Source organism: Ostreiculturibacter nitratireducens (assembly GCF_032670585.1).
Classification (GTDB): domain Bacteria; phylum Pseudomonadota; class Alphaproteobacteria; order Rhodobacterales; family Rhodobacteraceae; genus Ostreiculturibacter; species Ostreiculturibacter nitratireducens.
The window spans coordinates 1,268,092-1,286,175 of the sequence record NZ_JAVQHL010000002.1 but is presented as its reverse complement, the minus strand read 5'-3'; the positions used below and the strand labels follow the sequence as shown (position 1 = coordinate 1,286,175).

17 protein-coding genes and 1 tRNA gene are annotated in these 18,084 nt (G+C 65.3%); 10 read left to right on the top strand and 8 right to left on the bottom strand.

The annotated features are described in order from the left end of the window. Positions 1 to 3: 3 nt before the first annotated feature. The 4 genes from ABCN56_RS13630 to ABCN56_RS13615 all read right to left on the bottom strand — a co-directional run bounded on the left by ABCN56_RS13630 (position 4) and on the right by ABCN56_RS13615 (position 4,014). Positions 4 to 1,278, bottom strand: coding sequence for an ABC transporter permease (locus ABCN56_RS13630; protein ID WP_343081338.1), 1,275 nt, complete (start codon positions 1,276 to 1,278; stop codon positions 4 to 6). A 77-nt stretch (positions 1,279 to 1,355) separates the two neighbouring features. After that, positions 1,356 to 2,435 (bottom strand): ABC transporter substrate-binding protein, encoded by a 1,080-nt coding sequence (locus ABCN56_RS13625; RefSeq protein WP_343081337.1) that lies wholly within the window; start codon positions 2,433 to 2,435, stop codon positions 1,356 to 1,358. A 58-nt stretch (positions 2,436 to 2,493) separates the two neighbouring features. Next, a complete protein-coding gene (locus ABCN56_RS13620) occupies positions 2,494 to 3,594 on the bottom strand; it encodes an ABC transporter ATP-binding protein (RefSeq protein ID WP_343081336.1) in 1,101 nt (366 codons plus the stop codon). A gap of 333 nt (positions 3,595 to 3,927) precedes the next feature. After that, positions 3,928 to 4,014 (bottom strand) — tRNA-Leu (locus ABCN56_RS13615). A 437-nt stretch (positions 4,015 to 4,451) separates the two neighbouring features. Between ABCN56_RS13615 and lipB the strand changes: the two genes are divergently transcribed. After that, positions 4,452 to 5,099, top strand: a complete 648-nt coding sequence (gene lipB, locus ABCN56_RS13610; RefSeq protein ID WP_343081335.1) for a lipoyl(octanoyl) transferase LipB — start codon at positions 4,452 to 4,454, stop codon at positions 5,097 to 5,099. A 378-nt stretch (positions 5,100 to 5,477) separates the two neighbouring features. Here the strand turns inward: lipB and ABCN56_RS13605 are convergent, their stop codons facing one another. Next, positions 5,478 to 5,651, bottom strand: coding sequence for a hypothetical protein (locus ABCN56_RS13605; RefSeq protein ID WP_343081334.1), 174 nt, complete (start codon positions 5,649 to 5,651; stop codon positions 5,478 to 5,480). Positions 5,652 to 5,992: 341 nt separating this feature from the next. Here ABCN56_RS13605 and ABCN56_RS13600 point away from each other — a divergent pair, with 341 nt between their 5' ends. The 4 genes from ABCN56_RS13600 to ABCN56_RS13585 all read left to right on the top strand — a co-directional run bounded on the left by ABCN56_RS13600 (position 5,993) and on the right by ABCN56_RS13585 (position 9,776). Next, positions 5,993 to 6,406 carry a c-type cytochrome gene (locus tag ABCN56_RS13600; RefSeq protein ID WP_343081333.1) on the top strand — a complete coding sequence of 138 codons (414 nt, stop codon included), beginning with the start codon at positions 5,993 to 5,995 and terminating at the stop codon, positions 6,404 to 6,406. A 152-nt stretch (positions 6,407 to 6,558) separates the two neighbouring features. Next, the gene (gene ctaD, locus ABCN56_RS13595; protein WP_343081332.1) at positions 6,559 to 8,232 is read left to right on the top strand and encodes a cytochrome c oxidase subunit I; all 1,674 of its coding nucleotides are present in this window, start codon (positions 6,559 to 6,561) and stop codon (positions 8,230 to 8,232) included. A 13-nt stretch (positions 8,233 to 8,245) separates the two neighbouring features. Further along, entirely contained in the window at positions 8,246 to 8,785 is a 540-nt protein-coding gene (locus ABCN56_RS13590) for a DUF2244 domain-containing protein (protein ID WP_343081331.1), read from the top strand. A 94-nt stretch (positions 8,786 to 8,879) separates the two neighbouring features. Further along, complete coding sequence (locus ABCN56_RS13585; RefSeq protein WP_343081330.1) at positions 8,880 to 9,776, top strand: Hint domain-containing protein; 897 nt, start codon at positions 8,880 to 8,882, stop codon at positions 9,774 to 9,776. A 74-nt stretch (positions 9,777 to 9,850) separates the two neighbouring features. Here ABCN56_RS13585 and ABCN56_RS13580 read toward each other — a convergent pair whose 3' ends face one another. Next, complete coding sequence (locus tag ABCN56_RS13580; protein WP_343081498.1) at positions 9,851 to 10,306, bottom strand: GatB/YqeY domain-containing protein; 456 nt, start codon at positions 10,304 to 10,306, stop codon at positions 9,851 to 9,853. A gap of 188 nt (positions 10,307 to 10,494) precedes the next feature. Here ABCN56_RS13580 and carA point away from each other — a divergent pair, with 188 nt between their 5' ends. Both carA and ABCN56_RS13570 read left to right on the top strand, forming a co-directional pair. After that, positions 10,495 to 11,649, top strand: coding sequence for a glutamine-hydrolyzing carbamoyl-phosphate synthase small subunit (gene carA / locus ABCN56_RS13575; RefSeq protein ID WP_343081329.1), 1,155 nt, complete (start codon positions 10,495 to 10,497; stop codon positions 11,647 to 11,649). Positions 11,650 to 11,742: 93 nt separating this feature from the next. Then, the gene (locus ABCN56_RS13570; protein WP_343081328.1) at positions 11,743 to 13,713 is read left to right on the top strand and encodes a glycosyltransferase family 2 protein; all 1,971 of its coding nucleotides are present in this window, start codon (positions 11,743 to 11,745) and stop codon (positions 13,711 to 13,713) included. Between the two features lie 61 nt (positions 13,714 to 13,774). Here the strand turns inward: ABCN56_RS13570 and ABCN56_RS13565 are convergent, their stop codons facing one another. Continuing rightward, positions 13,775 to 14,407: a GntR family transcriptional regulator gene (locus ABCN56_RS13565; RefSeq protein WP_343081327.1), complete on the bottom strand. Its 633-nt coding sequence runs from the start codon at positions 14,405 to 14,407 to the stop codon at positions 13,775 to 13,777. Between the two features lie 170 nt (positions 14,408 to 14,577). Here ABCN56_RS13565 and ABCN56_RS13560 point away from each other — a divergent pair, with 170 nt between their 5' ends. The 3 genes from ABCN56_RS13560 (at position 14,578) to ABCN56_RS13550 (ending at position 16,827) form a co-directional block, all read left to right on the top strand. Beyond that, entirely contained in the window at positions 14,578 to 15,225 is a 648-nt protein-coding gene (locus tag ABCN56_RS13560) for a pyrimidine 5'-nucleotidase (RefSeq protein WP_343081326.1), read from the top strand. A gap of 106 nt (positions 15,226 to 15,331) precedes the next feature. Then, positions 15,332 to 15,568 carry a hypothetical protein gene (locus ABCN56_RS13555; protein ID WP_343081325.1) on the top strand — a complete coding sequence of 79 codons (237 nt, stop codon included), beginning with the start codon at positions 15,332 to 15,334 and terminating at the stop codon, positions 15,566 to 15,568. 59 nt (positions 15,569 to 15,627) lie between these two features. Next, complete coding sequence (locus tag ABCN56_RS13550; protein ID WP_343081324.1) at positions 15,628 to 16,827, top strand: UbiH/UbiF family hydroxylase; 1,200 nt, start codon at positions 15,628 to 15,630, stop codon at positions 16,825 to 16,827. On the opposite strand, the gene ABCN56_RS13545 is transcribed toward ABCN56_RS13550, so the two are convergent. Beyond that, positions 16,824 to 17,951: an aminotransferase class V-fold PLP-dependent enzyme gene (locus tag ABCN56_RS13545; RefSeq protein ID WP_343081323.1), complete on the bottom strand. Its 1,128-nt coding sequence runs from the start codon at positions 17,949 to 17,951 to the stop codon at positions 16,824 to 16,826. The genes ABCN56_RS13550 and ABCN56_RS13545 overlap by 4 nt on opposite strands. Positions 17,952 to 18,084 lie beyond the last annotated feature (133 nt).

Sequence of the window (18,084 nt, the reverse complement as noted above, 5' to 3'; positions counted from 1 at the left end):
GTGTTAACCGAGCTTGAGGTTGTCGATGCCGATCAGGCGGTCATAGAGCCAGTAGAGCAGCAGGACCGCGCCCAGAAGGATCGCCGCAAGGGCCGCCGCGAGCGACCAGTTCAACGAGTCCGTCATGTGATAGGCGATGAGGTTGGAGATGAGCTGCCCCGAGGCGCCACCGACGAGAGCCGGCGTGATGTAGTAGCCGACCGCGAGGATGAAGACGAGAAGCCCGCCGGCTGCCATGCCAGGCACGGTCAGCGGGAAGTATATCGAGCGGAACGCCTTCCACGAGGACGCTCCAAGCGAACGGGCCGCGCGAACGTAGGACGGCGGGATCGGCCGCATCACCGAGTAGAGCGGCAGCACCATGAACGGCAGCAGGATATGCGTCATCGCGATGATCGTGCCGGTCTGGTTGTAGATCAACGCCAGGCGTCCGTCGTCACCGATGATCCCGGAAGCGACGAGGGCGGAGTTGACCACGCCCTGCTGCTGTAGCAGCACGATCCAGGACGTCGTCCGCACCAGGAGCGAGGTCCAGAACGGCAGCAGCACGAAAATCATCAGGAGGTTCGAGTAGCGCAGCGGCAGGACCGCCAGAAGGTGCGCGATCGGGAACCCGAGAAGGAAGGTCAGGATCGTGATGAGCGCGGACAGGATGAACGTGCGCTCGAAGAGCTGCACGTAGATCTGGCGGTCGGCCTCCACCGAGGTGATGGAACCGGTCTGGTCGCGCACGAGATCCACCGCAGCGAGATAGAAGTTCATCGTATAGGCGGACGACGCATCGCGCATGACCTGCCAAAGCTGCGGATCATCCCATTCATCGTCGGCATCGAGGATCGCCTCCTTGAAGGGCGGCTCCAGCTTGTCGGCCTTGCGCGCGGTCGATGTGAAGAGCGATCGCGTCCCGGACAGTTCGTAGTTGACCCGCGTCCCGACTTCGCCGGCCGTGCGGTTCTCGCGCAGCAGCTTCAGGTCCGCGGCGAGCGCGGCATAGGCCGCCTCATCGGGCTCCGCGCCGGACTCGGTCGCATCGAACCATGCGACGAGGTTCGGCATGTTCGACGAAAACGCGTCGTTGTGCACCGAGCGGAACAGCATCTGCCCGATCGGGAACACGAAAGTCGCGAGGATGAACACCAGGAGCGGCATGACGAGGAAAAACGCGCGACGGCGCGAACGGGCCTGGGCCCGGGCGAGCGCGGCTTTCAGCGGCTTGCCGTCTGCCGTGGTCAGCCGGCCAGCATCGGCGGCGGGATCTTGAGTGGTGAGGACTGCCAATTCATGCCCCTCGAGAGAGATGGGTCGAGAATGAGAAAGGGGGCGGCGCGATGCGCCACCCCCAAGAGAGTCAGGCCTCAGTTGGCCGCGAGCCAGGCGTTGAAGCGCTCTTCCAGTTCCACGCTGTTGTCAGCCCAGAACTCGAAGTTGTTGACGAGCGCGTTGCCCATGTTCGCCTCAGCGGTCGGCATCTGCGGACCCATCTCGGTCTTGCCGTCCTGGTACAGGCCGACGAGCGGACCCGAGGACTTGCGCGCCGGACCGTAGCTGATCCACTTCGCCTGGTCGGCGAGGCGCTGCGTGTCGGTCGCGTAGGCGATGTATTCCATGGCGAGGTCCTTGTTCGGCGCGCCCTTCGGCACGACGAAGAGGTCGAAGTCCATGATCTGGCCGTCCCAGACGATCTCGAAGGGCTTGCCCTCGGACACGGCGGCGTTGAAGATCCGGCCGTTGTAGGCGGTGGTCATCGCCACTTCGCCGTCCGCCAGAAGCTGCGGCGGCTGAGCGCCGGCTTCCCACCAGACGACATCGTTCTTGATCGTGTCGAGCTTGGCGAAGGCACGCTGGATGCCCTCGTCGGTGTCGAGGACGTCGTAGACTTCCGCGGCGGGCACGCCGTCGGCCATCAGAGCCATTTCGAGGTTGGCCTTCGCGCCCTTGCGCAGGCCGCGCTTGCCCGGGAACTTCTCGGCATCGAAGAAGTCGGCCATCGTGGTCGGCGCTTCGCCGGAGAACTTCGTCGTGTCGTAGGCATAGACCGTCGACCAGACGATGTTCGCCACCGCGCATTCGGAAACGAGCGCGCCCTCGACGAAATCTTCTTCGGCCGGGGTCCCGTCCGGTGCGGGCGGCAGCGCCGAGTGGTCGATCACTTCGAGGAGGCCCTCGTCGCAAAGGCGCACGGCGTCCGAAAGCTCGACGTCGGCCACATCGACCGAAACGTTGCCCGCTTCGACCATCGCCTTGATCGGCGTGCCCGGGTTGTCGGCGTCCACCATGTTGACGGTCACGCCCTTCTCGGCCGCGAACGGCTTGTTGTAGGCTTCCACCTGGCTGACGCCGTAGGAGCCGCCCCAGGACATGACGGTGAGCTCCTGGGCCGACGCCGCAGAGGCGAAGCCGACAAGAGCCGTCGTCAGGATAAGGGTCTTCTTCATTCCGATTTACTCCCGTGTTGGTTCTTCGGTAGTTGCCCCCGTTGTTCGGGGGATTTCTTTACAGCGGATCGAGTGCGCGCGCGTCCTGCGGCGCCCATCCGATAGTGATCTTCTCGCCCGGCTTTAGGCGGCGCTGGCCGAGCGTGTTCCGGTTCTTCATCACGAAATCTTCCGAGCCGGCCACCCTGAGGCGAGTGCGATAGATGTCGCCCATGTAGATGAACTCGAGCACCTCGGCCTCGATCGTGTGCGCCCCGGGCGGGATCATCTCGGGCTTGAACTCGACGCGTTCGGGCCGGATCGAGACGAGCGTCTTCGCGCCCTTCTGGCTCACGTTGACCGGCGTGGCGTCGATCAGCTCGCCAGTGGCAAGCCGCACGGTGGCGCGCCCGCCTTCGATCGTCTCGATGGTGCCGGGCAGCTTGTTGTTCTCGCCGATGAACTGCGCGACGAAGCTGTTCTGCGGCCGCTCGTAGAGTTCATCGGGCGGCGCGAGCTGCTGGATGACGCCGTCGTTGAACACCGCCACGCGGTCCGACATCGTCAGCGCTTCGGACTGGTCGTGCGTCACGTAGACGACGGTGATTCCGAGGTTCTCATGCAGGTGCTTGATCTCGAACTGCATGTGTTCACGCAGCTGCTTGTCGAGCGCGCCGAGCGGTTCGTCCATGAGAACGAGGTCCGGCTCGAAGACGAGAGCGCGGGCCAGAGCGATCCGCTGCTGCTGGCCGCCGGACATCTGCGCCGGACGGCGGCTCCCGAAGGCGCCCATCTGCACCATCTCGAGCGCGCGCTTCACCTTCGCCTCGCGCTCGGACTTGCCCATGCCCCGGACCTGGAGCGGGAAGGCGAGGTTCTCGTTCACCGTCATGTGCGGGAAGAGGGCGTAGTTCTGGAACACCATGCCGATGCCGCGCTTGTGCGGAGGCACCTGGTTGATCGGGCGTCCCGCCAGGCGGATCTCTCCGTGAGTGGCGGTCTCGAAACCCGCCAGCATCATGAGGCAGGTTGTCTTGCCCGAACCCGACGGCCCGAGCATCGTGAGAAACTCGCCCTTCGGCATCGCGAGGTTGAGGTCTTTCACGACGAGCGTTTCGCCGTCGTAGCTCTTCTGCACGCGCTCGAATTCGACGAACGCTGTGTCTGCTGCAGCGGTCAAAGAAGGCTCCCCGATGTGCTTTTCTTGGTCTTTATACTTGGCAAACGGGCTTATCGGGATGCGGCTCGCATTTCAACTGCAAGATTCGCGACGGCGAAGAGATGCGGGCGCGTCGGTAATGCAACTCGATGCGCCGCTGACGGATTCCGGAGATGCCGATCGACGTCACGAATCACGTTCATGGCGCGGCAACGGACGCGAAAAGCGGAGAATCAGGCACGGAGATCCCGGAGGAACGGCGAATCAGTCTCTCTGAGACGAGGGCCCAGAAACGAGAAACCCCGGCATTTGCCGGGGCCTCACCGAACCGGGATCTTCCCGGCTTTTTCCGATTGGTGCGGTCGAGAAGACTCGAACTTCCACTCCGGTTAAGGAACAGCGACCTCAACGCTGCGCGTCTACCAATTCCGCCACGACCGCACGTCCCGGCTTGGTGCGGCGGTTCATAACGGAGCCCATTGGGGATGTGAAGGGGATTTTTCGCTTCTTGATGACGAAGTTTGAATGACGGGGGCAAGCGCGTCGAAACCCCTGCTTTTGTTGGGGTCGCGGGCATCCTCGATGCGGCGTGGGGATCGGAGTGACCGGCAAGAAGGTGCCCCGGAAGGCCGCCGACACGGCACCGCGCCTTCCTTTGTGCCGGTTGCGGCCCGTGAATCACTCTTCGCTGCGATCAGGCGCCGTGTGGTCTCCACGAGATCTGCCGTGCCGGCGCTCGGCGCGGCCCAAGGGCACAAATCGGGGAACGGCGGGAGCGGGCTGTTGCAATCCCCTCCCCGATCCCCCCATTTCTGCCTGAAGCGCGGGGCGGCGACCGCCGACTTGCCCCCGAACCCGGATTGCAGGACGGAAACCTCATGGAGTGGATCGAAAGCCGGGACCTCGTGCCCTACGAAGAGGCTCTCGCAGCGATGGAGGCGCGGGTCGCCGACATTTCCGCGGGTCGCGCGGGCGAGGTGGTCTGGCTTCTGGAGCATCCGCCCCTCTACACGGCCGGAACCTCGGCGCGCGCGGAAGACCTCGTGGAGCCGAATCGCTTCCCGGTTTACGCGGCGGGCCGCGGCGGGCAATACACCTATCACGGGCCCGGTCAGCGCGTCGCCTACGTCATGCTCGACCTGAACCGGCGCGGGCGGGACGTCCGGCGGTTCGTTGGCATGCTCGAGGACTGGGTGATCGCGACGCTTGCCGAGTTCAACGTCAGGGGAGAACGGCGCGAGGGGCGCGTCGGCGTCTGGGTCGTCAGGCCCGAAAAGGCGCCGGGGCCGGACGGAACCCCGCGCGAGGACAAGATCGCGGCGATTGGCGTGAAGCTCCGCCGCTGGGTCAGCTTTCACGGGATTTCCATCAACGTGGAGCCGGACCTGTCCCATTTCGAGGGAATCGTGCCCTGCGGGATCAGGGAACACGGTGTGACCTCGCTCGTTGATCTCGGCTTGCCGGTCACGATGGGCGATCTGGACGTGGCACTGAAGAAAACCTTCGGGGAGGTCTTCGGCAGGTGACATAAGCGGCTCATGGGTGGCGTTCCGCATGCCAGGCGGGGATCGCCGCACTTGCGACCTGCTCGCTTCCCCTGAACGAATGCGGGCCAGCCGCATTACAGCGGGGGAAGTGCCCTTGATGCAATTCACGGCCGCTTCATAAGAGATAGCGCCAGTGGAATCCTTCGGAACCTAGTTGCGAAGGTGGTCCTGAGCGCCTCGACATCGCCGGGCGCAAGGCGGCCGATCGCGTTCGGCACCGAAACGGGCGTGCACGAATTCGCCGACCAGGAACCCTCGAAGCTGTCGCGGATGAGCCTGATGAAGATGCGATGCGTTTCGATGGTGTCGAGGCGCTGGGGTCCTAGAGATGATCCGGACGCGCCTTCTCCAGCCTCGTCACGGGCGCCGGAACATCGAAGTGCCTAGGGCCTCGCGGATCGGTTCCATCGTGAACCCGCCACCCTCGATGTCCCTGATGCAGGTGGAAACGCCACCTCCGGAATTCGTTGCACGGGCCAATTCGGCGACCGCCTGCGACGGGTAATTCGTGAAGTCGATTGCGGGTGCCATCGCAGCCGCATCGGATTCGTCGCCTTCGAACGGAAAATCCTCTGGCCCGGCAAAGAGTATCCGCCACTCGGTGCACGGTCGACCGGCGCGCGCGGGCGGATCTCGCTCTTGACGATCGCCGCAGACATGCTCGACCGAGGGGCACTCCGGCGGCATTTCTGACGGACCGAAGTCACGGATCCAGCGGCGAGCCTTCAGGTCGGAAAACCTGCGCTTCGCGGCCCGGGAAACGCGAAGCGCTGGCTAAATCACCGAATTCCTGCGACAAAGCGCGCGTTGCGTGTCGGGCAATGCGCTTTATGTCGGCACGCTAGGTATGCAACCAGCAAAGGACTATTGTCATGAGACTGCTGCTTTCCGCTGCCCTTGCCGCCGCCGCGCTTGCCGGTCCGGCGCTGGCCGATGGCGATGCCGCCAAGGGCGAGAACGAGTTCAAGAAGTGCAAGGCCTGCCACGAGATCGTGGCCGATGACGGCACCGAGATCATGAAGGGCGGCAAGACCGGCCCGAACCTTTACGGTGTGATCGGCCGGGCCGTCGGCTCGACCGATTTCAATTACGGCGACTCGATCAAGGCCGCGGGCGAAGAACAAGGTCTCGTCTGGGACGAGGAAATGCTCGTCGCCTATCTCGCAGACCCGAAGGCGTGGCTTCAGGAAGTCACGGGCGACGCCGCCGCCAAGTCGAAGATGACCTTCAAGCTGACCAAGGGCGGCGAGGACGTGGCCGCCTACCTGGCCTCCGTGGCCCAATAAAACATCCGCACTGCACTAGCGGGCGAGGCGATTTTTTTCAGCTTTCGCGCCTCGCTTGAGGATTGCCGTTCCGGCAAGTGCGATTTAGAACAATCCTAGGACGCGGGGACCCGGACAGCGGGGACCCCGCGCAGGACTTTAGGGAGAGACACATGGCCGACGCAGCCGTTCATGGCCACGGTGAGCACGATACCCGCGGGTTCTTCACCCGCTGGTTCATGTCCACCAACCACAAGGATATCGGCATCCTCTATCTGTTCACGTCCGCGGTCGTGGGCTTCATCGCGGTGGCCTTCACGGTCTACATGCGCATGGAACTCATGGAGCCGGGCGTTCAATACATGTGCCTTGAGGGCGCGCGCTTCACGGCCGCCGCCGCGGGCGAATGCACCCCGAACGGGCATCTCTGGAACGTGATGATCACCTATCACGGCGTCCTGATGATGTTCTTCGTGGTGATCCCGGCTCTCTTCGGCGGCTTCGGCAACTACTTCATGCCGCTGCACATCGGCGCGCCGGACATGGCCTTCCCGCGGATGAACAACCTTTCGTACTGGATGTACGTCGCGGGCGTGTCTCTGGGCGTGGCCTCGCTGCTCGCTCCGGGCGGCAACGACCAGCTCGGCTCGGGCGTTGGCTGGGTGCTCTACCCACCGCTGTCGACGAACGAAGCCGGCATGTCGATGGACCTCGCGATCTTCGCGGTCCACGTCTCGGGCGCCTCGTCGATCCTCGGCGCGATCAACATGATCACGACTTTCCTGAACATGCGCGCTCCGGGCATGACGCTGCACAAGGTGCCGCTCTTCGCCTGGTCGATCTTCGTGACCGCGTGGCTCATCCTGCTGTCGCTCCCGGTTCTGGCCGGCGCGATCACGATGCTGCTGACGGACCGCAACTTCGGCACCACCTTCTTCCAGCCCTCGGGCGGCGGTGACCCGATCCTCTACCAGCACATCCTGTGGTTCTTCGGCCACCCGGAAGTGTACATCATCATCATCCCGGGCTTCGGCATCATCAGCCACGTCATCGCGACCTTCGCGAAGAAGCCGATCTTCGGCTACCTGCCGATGGTCTACGCGATGGTGGCGATCGGTGTACTGGGCTTCGTGGTCTGGGCGCACCACATGTACACGGTGGGCATGAGCCTGACGCAGCAGTCCTACTTCATGCTCGCGACGATGGTGATCGCGGTGCCCACAGGCATCAAGGTCTTCTCCTGGATCGCGACGATGTGGGGCGGCTCGGTCGAGTTCAAGACGCCGATGCTCTGGGCCTTCGGGTTCCTGTTCCTCTTCACCATCGGCGGCGTGACCGGCGTGGTGCTGTCGCAGGCACCGGTCGACCGGGTCTACCACGACACCTACTACGTCGTGGCGCACTTCCATTACGTGATGTCGCTGGGCGCGGTATTCGCGATCTTCGCCGGCGTCTACTATTGGATCGGCAAGATGTCGGGCCGGCAGTACCCGGAATGGGCGGGCAAGCTTCACTTCTGGCTGATGTTCATCGGCTCGAACCTGACCTTCTTCCCGCAGCACTTCCTGGGCCGCCAAGGCATGCCGCGCCGTTACATCGACTACCCTGAGGCATTCGCTCAGTGGAACTACGTCTCGTCGATCGGCGCCTTCATCGCCTTCGCCTCGTTCCTCTTCTTCCTCGGCGTCATCGCCTACACGCTCTTCGCCGGCAAGCGCGTGACCGAGAAGAACTACTGGAACGAGTACGCGGACACGCTCGAATGGACGCTGCCCTCGCCTCCGCCGGAGCACACCTTCGAGATCCTGCCGAAGCGCGAGGAGTGGGACCGGTCCCACGCGCACTGAGCGCGGAGATTCCATGCCCTACGAATGGGTAACGAAACCTGACGGGGCCCCGGAGAAATCCGGGGCCTCTTCGCTTGCGCCGGACGCACCGCTCGCCGAATTGCACCTTTGGCCCTACCGGTCCCTGTCGCGGCGGGGGTTCGTCTGGTTTGTCGGCGGCACGGCCGCGCTGCTTCTCTTGCCGCTCATCGGGGTGCTGGGGACGAAGATACTCTGGGGGCTCCTGCCCTTTCTGGTCGCGACGGTCGCGGGGATCTGGTGGGCGCTTTCACGCAGCTATCGAAGCGGCGAGTCGCTGGAGGAACTCAGGATCTGGCACGATCGGGCAGAACTGCTTCGCCACGACCCGGGCCGTCCTGTCCGGCGCTGGGAGGCGAATCCCTATTGGATCAGCGTGCAGCTGCATCCGACGGGCGGCCCGGTGCCGAACTACCTGACACTCAGAGGCGGCCCCAGGGAGGTCGAGATCGGGTCCTTCCTGACCGAGGAGGAGAGGGTCGAACTGCGCGGGGAATTGATGTCCGCCCTGAATGCGGTCCGCCGGATCAACTGAATTTTACTCAATACCCTCGATGCGCCAGATATACAGCGCAATTGGCCGGGAATATAAGGCAGTTGAGTAGTTTCTCGTTGGTGGAGTTCATCAAGTGCCCGTCGAGAGCATCACAGGTCCGACGCGCTTCGAATTTTCCACCGGTCAGTCGACGGCGACAGCCCAGTACGTCGCGTCCAAGTCTCCGGTCACGTGGTCGGTCACTGTCATCAACGACTACAGCCTCTCACCCGGCGACTACACGATAACCATCAGTTCCACGGGCCTTGTGACGGTCACCATCAAGGACGGCGTCGCGATCCCACCTGGTGGCATCCAGATCGACTTCGCCGTGCGCGCCACGCGATTGGGCGGCGGAGTGGGCAACACGGACACGCTCATCGTGACGGTGACGGGCTACCCAGGCGTGCCCTGCTTCACGCCGGGCACGATGATCCTCACGCCCGGCGGGGAACGTCCGATCGAAACCCTGTCCGTCGGCGACGAGGTGCTGACCCACACGGGCGGGCGAATGACCGTCCGTCACATCCTGACGCGCACGATCCCGGCGGAGCGTTTGCGGGCGGATCCGCGAAGCCGCCCCGTACGCATCCGGCGCGGTGCCTTCGGCGATGCGCCGCATTCCGACCTGCGCGTTTCGCCCTTTCATCGCATCCTTCTGTCGGGCTGGCGCGCGGAACTCTACTGCGGCACGGACGAAGTGCTCGCCCATGCGATCCACCTTGTCGGTGACGAGACGATCACACAGGACCCGCCCGGAGAGGACGTGACCTACATCCACCTCGTGCTGGACACGCATGCGGTGCTCGTCTCGAACGGGCTGCCGACGGAGTCCCTTCATCTTGGCGAGATGTCGCTGCGGTACCTCGACCGCGAAGACCGAAAGGAAATGGAGCGCATCTTCGGGGAAGAGGTTGTCGCGGCCGCCCATGCCGACAGCGTGACGGCCCTCACCTGCGCCACCCGGGCCGAGGCGGCGCTGCTACGGTAAGCCCGCAGGCTGCGTCACTGAAACTCGGCGCCCCCAGCCATGTGAAGGTTAGCAAGCCGCTTGCCGACGTCCCGTCAGCCGAGCTTGTCCTTCACCATCGGCCCCACGGCGGCGAAGTCCATCTGGCCGGTATACTTGGCCTTCAGGGTCCCCATGACCTTGCCCATGTCGCGGATCGAGGTCGCACCGATTTCCTCGATGGCCTTGCCGATCGCGGTTTCGATCTCTTCCGTCGAAAGTTGGCGCGGCAGGAACTCCTCGATGACCTTGATTTCGCCAAGCTCCTTCTCGGCGAGTTCCAGGCGGCCGCCTTCCTCGTAGGCTCGGGCGCTTTCCTGGCGCTGTTTTACCATCTTGCCGAGAATCGCGAGCACCTCGGCATCGCCGATACCTTCCTCGCCCTCGCCACGCTGGGCGATCTCGCGGTCCTTGATCGCCGCATTCACCAGGCGCAGCGTCGAAAGGCGCTCGCTGTCCTTCGATTTCATCGCGTCCTTGAGCGCGGTATTGATGCGCGTACGCAGGTCCATCGGCAGTCCCATCCCCATGGTTTTCCGAATTTCCGACAATAGCGGCAAGCCTCGCCGGGCACAACCGCGCCGTTTCCATCTAAACCCTTGATTTAGAAGACAATCGCATTTCAACCCCAACCTCTTGACCGCGCCGCGTCACGCCCTTAGGTTCCGCGGGATTTAAGCCGCCCCCGGGAGTCGCCCAAATGCCCGCATCGGAAAAACCGACCGCCTGTCTCGCGCTCGCCGACGGGACGATCTTCTACGGAAAAGGCTTCGGAGCCACTGGCGAAACGGTCGCCGAGCTCGTCTTCAACACCGCGATGACCGGTTACCAGGAGATCATGACGGACCCGTCCTATGCCGGGCAGGTCGTCACCTTCACCTTCCCCCATATCGGCAATGTCGGCGTGAACCCCGACGATGACGAGACCGGCGATCCGGTCGCGGCGGGCATGGTGGTGAAATGGGATCCCACCGAGCCGTCGAACTGGCGCGCCGTCGAAGACCTCGTGACCTGGCTCGGGAAGCGCGGACGGATCGGCATCGGCGGCGTCGATACGCGCCGACTGACGCGCGCCATCCGGCAGCAGGGCGCCCCGCACGTGGCGCTGGCCCATGACCCGGAGGGGAAATTCGACCTCGAGGCCCTGGTCGCCAAGGCGCGGGCCTGGTCGGGGCTCGTGGGGCTCGACCTCGCCAAAGAGGTCACCTGCGCGCAAAGCTACCGCTGGGACGAGATGCGTTGGGCTTGGCCGGACGGCTACAAGCGGCGCGAGGAGCCGGGGCTGCGCGTCGTGGCGATCGACTACGGCGCGAAGCGGAACATCCTTCGCTGCCTCGCCTCGGCGGGCTGCGAGGTGACGGTTCTGCCCGCCACCGCGACAGCGCAAGACGTTCTGGCGCTCAATCCGGAAGGCGTGTTCCTCTCGAACGGGCCGGGCGACCCCGCGGCCACGGGCGAATATGCCGTGCCGATGATCCGTGACGTTCTCGACCGGCAGCTTCCGGTCTTCGGTATCTGCCTCGGCCACCAGATGCTCGCTCTGGCGCTGGGCGCGAAGACGATCAAGATGAACCACGGCCATCACGGCGCGAACCATCCCGTGAAGGACCTCGAGACCGGCAAGGTCGAGATCACATCGATGAACCACGGCTTCACCGTGGACAGCCAGACGCTGCCCAAGGGCGTGATCGAAACGCATGTGAGCCTGTTCGACGGGTCGAACTGCGGCATCCGCATGGAAGACCGCCCTGTCTTCAGCGTGCAGCATCACCCGGAGGCGAGCCCCGGACCGCAGGACAGCTTCTATCTGTTCGAACGCTTCGCGGACGCCATGCGGAAAGCTCGCGCGGCCTGACACGGCACTGCCCCGCCTTGAGCCATAGCTCGTTAACCAAGGCTTAACCGGCTGCGAGGGAAGCTCCGGACAAACGTCCGGAGCCACAGCCCAATGCCGCCCGCGCAAATCCACCGCCTGCCGCCCGCCGCCGTTTCCCGGCCCTTGGCGCGGCCTGCGACGGAGACGAGCCCCGCGCCGCTGCGCGAGCGCAGGCCGCTCGGCCAGATCCTGGCCGAGATGGGAGCGGTCGAACCGGGAGACGTCCTCAAGGCCATTGCCATGCGGCAGCGGGAAGACGTGCGCATTGGCGACATCCTTCTCACGCATGGCTGGATCACCGAGGACGCGCTCATTGCCGCGCTCGAGCTGCAATGGGGCGTGAAGGCCATCGACCCGCTGGAATCCCCGCCGGATCCCAGGCTGATCGACGCCCTTGGTCCCGGCTTTTGCCTCAGGCACGGAATCCTGCCGTGGAAGCGGATGGCCGGCGCAACGGTCATCATGACCTCGCGCCCGGAGGAGTTCGGCCGCCTCCAGACGCGTCTACCACCATCTCTCGCCCCCTTCGTCATGGCGCTGGCGTCCGAGCGCGACTTGCATGCAGCGCTGCTCGGTACGCGGCGGACCGCCCTGATCCGGCAGGCGGAAACACAGGTCGAGGCGGCGCTGAGCTGCCGGCGGACTGGACCGCGCGATAGGCCGTGGCTTTTTCCGGCCATGGCGGCGTGTCTCCTCGCAGCGGCGATCTTCGCGCCTTTCGCACTCTTCACGGCCTTCTTCGTCTGGACACTCCTGACGCTCGTGTTGACGGCCGGGTTGAAGCTCGCCGCTTTCGTCAGCCATCTGCACGGCCTGCGACAGAAAGGAAGCTCCCGGCCCCACTCCCCTCCCCCCACGATCGCCCGGCTTCCGGTTGTCTCGATCCTCGTACCGCTCTACCGGGAACGCGACATCGCGCCCCGGCTGATCCGGCGACTCGGCCGGCTCACGTACCCACGCGAACTCCTCGACATCATCCTCGTTGCCGAGGAAGACGACCTCCTGACGCGCGAGGCACTATCGGAGACACGGCTGCCCCGCTGGATGCGCGTCGTGATCGTTCCGGGAGGCCCTATCAAGACGAAGCCGCGCGCATTGAACTTCGCGATGAACTTCGCGCGCGGGTCGATCATCGGCGTCTACGACGCGGAGGACGCGCCGGAGCCCGAACAGATCCACAGGATCGTGCGGCGGTTCCACGAACGCGGACCCGAGGTGGCCTGCCTTCAGGGCGTGCTGGACTACTACAACCCCCGCACCAACTGGCTTTCGCGGTGCTTCACCGCGGAATATGCGGCCTGGTTCCGGGTCATCCTGCCCGGTCTTGCGCGGCTCGGTTTCGTCGTGCCCCTGGGCGGCACGACGCTGTTCTTCCGTCGCGCGGCTCTGGAAACGCTCGGAGGCTGGGATTCCTACAACGTGACGGAGGATGCCGACCTGGGGCTCAGGCTCGCGCGCGCCGGATATCGGGCGGAACTTATCGACACGGTGACCGAGGAAGAGCCGAATTGCCGCACGATCCCTTGGATCAAACAACGTTCGCGCTGGCTCAAGGGCTACGCGATGACCTGGGCGGTCCACATGCGCGACCCCGCCCTGCTGTGGCGCCAACTCGGAGCCAAGCGGTTCCTTGGGGTCCAGATCCTGTTTCTCGGCACGCTGAGCCAGTTCCTGTTCGCCCCCCTCTTGTGGTCGCTCTGGCTCGTGCCGCTTGGCTTACCGCACCCCTTCGCGGACGCTCTCCGGGGCTCCATGCTTTCCGGCCTCACCGCGGTGTTCCTGTCGACGGAACTTCTGAACGTCGCGGTTCTGGCCTGGGCGGTTCGGGGACCGAAGCACCGCCACCTGCTGCCGTGGGTGCCGACGCTGCATGTCTATTTCCCGCTAGGGGCCCTGGCCGCCTGGAAAGGGATCGCGGAGGTGCTGACCCGGCCCTTCTACTGGGACAAGACCCAACACGGCGTCTTCGACCAAGGAGTTGCGAAGGTGTCCGTTCTCAGGGAGGTCCCGCTGAAGACTGGGGAGAGCCGCGTGCAGGGCTGACGCGCGACCGACGCTGTCCCGATCGACTGGGTGAGCAATCGTGGCCGCGCCGGGCGAACGCTCAATGAGCCCGGATGTCGCCGGCCTCGAGCTTGAGCCGCGTCTCAAAGGCTTTCGAAATATGCGCCCTCAGCGCCTCCTGCGCGGCATCCCCGTCACCGGCGGCGATCGCGTCAACGATCGCTTCATGTTCTGCGAGCGCCGCCGCCCCGCGACCCTCGGCGGCGAGCGACGTCGTGGCGAGAAGAGCCATGGAACGGTGAACGAGATCGAGCTGCTGAACCAGGTAGCGGTTGTGCGAAGCGAGGTGAATCTGCTTGTGGAACCGGCGGTTCGCGCGCGAAAGCGCCCCGGGATCGCCGAGATGCGCGCGGTCGGCCTCCACCATCTCGCGCAGGACGCGCACCTCCTCTTCAGTCGCGTGCTTCGCCGCGAGCTTCGCCGCGAGACCTTCAAGTTCGGCCCGGACGACGTAGAGCTCGGCGAGCTGGTTGTGGTCGAGCGAGGCGACGATGAGGCTGCGGCCGTCACGGGTCAGCATCGACTGCGTCTCGAGCCGCTGAAGCGCCTCGCGGATCGGCGTGCGGGACACCCCGAACCGTTCCGCGAGTTCGGATTCCACCAGCCGGTCGCCCGGACGATAGATGCCCTGATCGATCGCTTCGAGGATCAGCGAATAGGCGTCTTTCTGCATGCCTCTCCCTTGGCGCAATCAGAACAGGGCGCGAGACTAAGCGCAGGGGCATGCCTAGGCAAGCGCGAAGGCCGGAGCGTACGCGGTGGAATACGAGGGTTTCACAACATCCTCGCGCCCTTTGGAGAGACCCGGTTGCGGGCCCGCGGGGCGCGCCCTAGATTCCGCCCATGCGCGACACCGATTTCTCACATGTCCGGTCCTGGGTCTTCGACCTCGACAACACGCTCTACCCACCCGAGGCCCGGCTCTTCGACCAGATCGAGGTCCGGATGACGGCCTACGTGATGGAAACGCTCGGCGTCGCGCGTGACGAGGCGGACAGGCTGCGCAAGCACTACTGGGCGCTCTACGGCACGACGCTCGCGGGGCTGATGCACGAACACGGGGTGGACCCCGGGCCCTACCTGACCGATGTCCACGACATCTCGCTCGATCAGCTCGCGCCGGACCCTGCGCTGCGCGACGGAATCGCGGCGCTGCAAGGCCGGCGGATCGTCTACACGAACGGCTCGGCCTCCTATGCCGAACGGGTGGTCGAGAAGCGCGGTCTGGGCGGGCTGTTCGACGCGATCTATGGGGTGGAACACGCTGGATTCCGGCCGAAACCAGAGCGGCTGGCCTTCGAGACGGTCTTCGCACTGGACGGAATCGCGCCTGAAAAGGCAGCGATGTTCGAGGACGATCCGCGCAATCTCGCCGCCCCGCACGAGATGGGGATGCGCACCGTCCACGTCTCGCCAGAGCCTGAACCGGCGCCGCATATCCATCATCACACCGACGATCTCGCGGCCTTCCTCGCAAGGCTTCGGGGGTGATCGTCGCGAGGTTTGCGGCCCGTTGCCGCGCTGCGACAAAACCTCTCATTTCCGTTCCTGCCATCGCGCTCCATATGGCGCCGCACACGCGAACAGGAGATTGCGCATGACCGTCGAGACCACCCAGAACTACGCCACCTCGCCCGCCTCCCTGCCCCTCATCGGCGCGCTCCTCCGGGCGATCGGATCGACCGAGGGCAAGATCATGGCGGCGATGGCGCTTCTCGTCGCGTGCGTGGTCGCGGCTGTCGCCGTCTGGGGGATGCCAGCGCTCGGGATCGCCGCGCTCAGCGCCGTCCCGGTCATCATGACCACGCTCGTGCTCATCACCGTCGGCAAGTGACAGCTTGACGCTTGGAGCCGCCCTCGGGCCGGACTATGTTCCGCCCGGAGGTGGCGAAGATGACCCTTACTACGACTGACATCCTGATTTCCGGCGGTGGCGTCGCGGGCCTTTCCGCGGCCGCCGCCTTTGGCTCCGCCGGGTTCTCGGTGGTCTGCGTGGACCCCGCGCCGCCTGTCACCGAAGCGACGGCCGCCGGAGCGGACATGCGCACGACGGCGATCCTGAATCCCTCGGTCGCCGTTCTGGAGGCCGCAGGGCTTTGGGAGCGTCTGGCACCGCATGCGGCGCCACTTCAGGTGATGCGGATCGTGGACGCGGGTGGAGAAGTGCCCGAGCCGCGGATCGTGAAGGACTTCGACGCGGCAGAGATTTCGGACGCCCCCTTCGGGTGGAACCTGCCGAACTGGCTCTTGCGGCGCGAGATGGCCGCACGGCTCGCGGAACTCCCGAACGTCGATTTCCGGCCGGGGATCGGAACGAAGGGCGTCTTCACGCGCGAGGGCGAAGCCCGGGTGACGCTTTCTGACGGCGCGCGGATTACCGCGCGGCTCGTGGTCGCGGCGGACGGTCGGGGCAGCCCGGTGCGCGAGGCGGTGGGGATCTCGGTAAAGACCACTCGCTACGGCCAGAAGGCGCTGGCCTTCGCGGTGACACACCCGATCCCCCACAACAACGTCTCGACCGAGATCCACCGCTCCGGCGGCCCCTTCACGCTGGTGCCCCTGCCCGACCGTGACGGGAAACCCTGCTCGGCCATCGTCTGGATGGAACGGTCGGCGGAGGCGGACCGGCTTGCAGCGCTGCCCGTCGAGGCGTTCGAGGCGGCGATGAACGAACGGTCCTGCGCAATGTTCGGACCGCTGACGCTGGTCACGCGGCGATCGGTATGGCCTATCATCAGCCAGATCGCGGCGCGGATGACGGCGGAGCGCGTGGCGCTCGTCGCGGAGGCAGCGCATGTGGTGCCGCCGATCGGGGCGCAGGGGCTCAACATGTCGCTCGCCGATATCGGAACGCTGCTGGACCTGGCGCGGGCCGATCCCGGCGGTCTCGGCGAAGCGAAGATGCTCCAGGCCTATGAACGCCGCCGCCACCCGGAGGTCGCGGCGCGCGTCACGGGAATCGATCTTCTGAACCGCGCTTCTATGCTCGGCGCGCAGCCGCTCCGCGATCTGCGCGCCGGGGCGCTCAACGCGCTCTATTCGCTCGGCCCCGTCCGCAAGACGTTGATGCGCACAGGGCTCGGCCTGCGCTAGATCACCTTGTCGAGCACAGCCTTCAGGCGGCCGATCGTGCCATCGACGTCATAGAGCTTGTCGAGGCCGAAGAGCCCGATTCGAAAGGTGCGGAAGCCTTCCGCCTCGCCGACCTGAAGCGGCACGCCCGCCGCGATCTGCATGCCGAGCGCCGCGAACTTCTTGCCGTTCTGGATCTCGGGGTCGTCGGTATAGCTGACCACGACCCCCGGAGCAGCGAAGCCCGTGGCCGCGACGGAGAGGACGCCCTTCTCGGCCAGCATCGTCCGGACGCCGGTGCCGAGGCGCCACTGCGCCTCTTTCAGGCGCTCGAAACCGTGATCCTTCGCCTCCAGCATCGTGTCGCGGAAATCCCGCAGCGCGTCGGTGGGGAGTGTCGCGTGGTAGGCGTGCCCGCCCCCCTCGTAGGCGCGCATGATCTGCAGCCATTTCTTGAGGTCGAGCGCGAAGCTCGACGACGCCGTGTCCTCGATCCGCGCAAGTGCCGCGGGCGAGAACATCACCAGGCCGGCGGAGGGAGACGCGGACCAGCCCTTCTGCGGCGCAGAGATGAGGACGTCGACGCCGACTTCCTTCATGTCGACCCAGATGCAGCCCGACGCGATGCAGTCCAGCACGAAGAGCGCGCCAACCTCGTGCGCTGCGTCGGCGAGGGCCTTGAGATAGTCGTCGGGCAGGATCATGCCGGCGGAGGTCTCGACATGGGGCGCGAAGACGACGTCGGGCTTCGCCTCACGGATCTTCGCGGTCACCTCTTCGATGGGCGCCGGCGCATAGGGGGCCGTCGTGCCGTTACCGGTTTGCCGGGCCATGGCGACGGTTGTTTCGGCAGCGAAGCCGCCCGCCTCGAATATCTGGGTCCAGCGGTAGGAGAACCAGCCATTCCGGACGATGAGCGCGTGCGCCCCGCCCGCGAATTGCCGCGCGACCGCCTCCATTGCGCAGGTGCCGCCTCCGGGCACGAGGGCGACGCCCTCGGCGTTGTAGACCTCTCGCAGCGTAGCGGAGATGTCGCGCATGACCTTCTGGAAGGCCTGCGACATGTGGTTGAGCGAGCGGTCGGTGAAGACCACCGAGAATTCCTGGAGCCCGTCGGGGTCCACCTTGGAACGAAACGTGGTCATCTGGCCCTCCCTGATGTGTTTCCCAAGGGGTTAGCGCAGGCGCGGCGGGAAGGCAAAGTCTACGTCGGTATGCCGTGGAAACGGCACGTCGGCGGGTGCCTCCCCGGCAAATCCGCGGCCGGAGGAAAGGCGG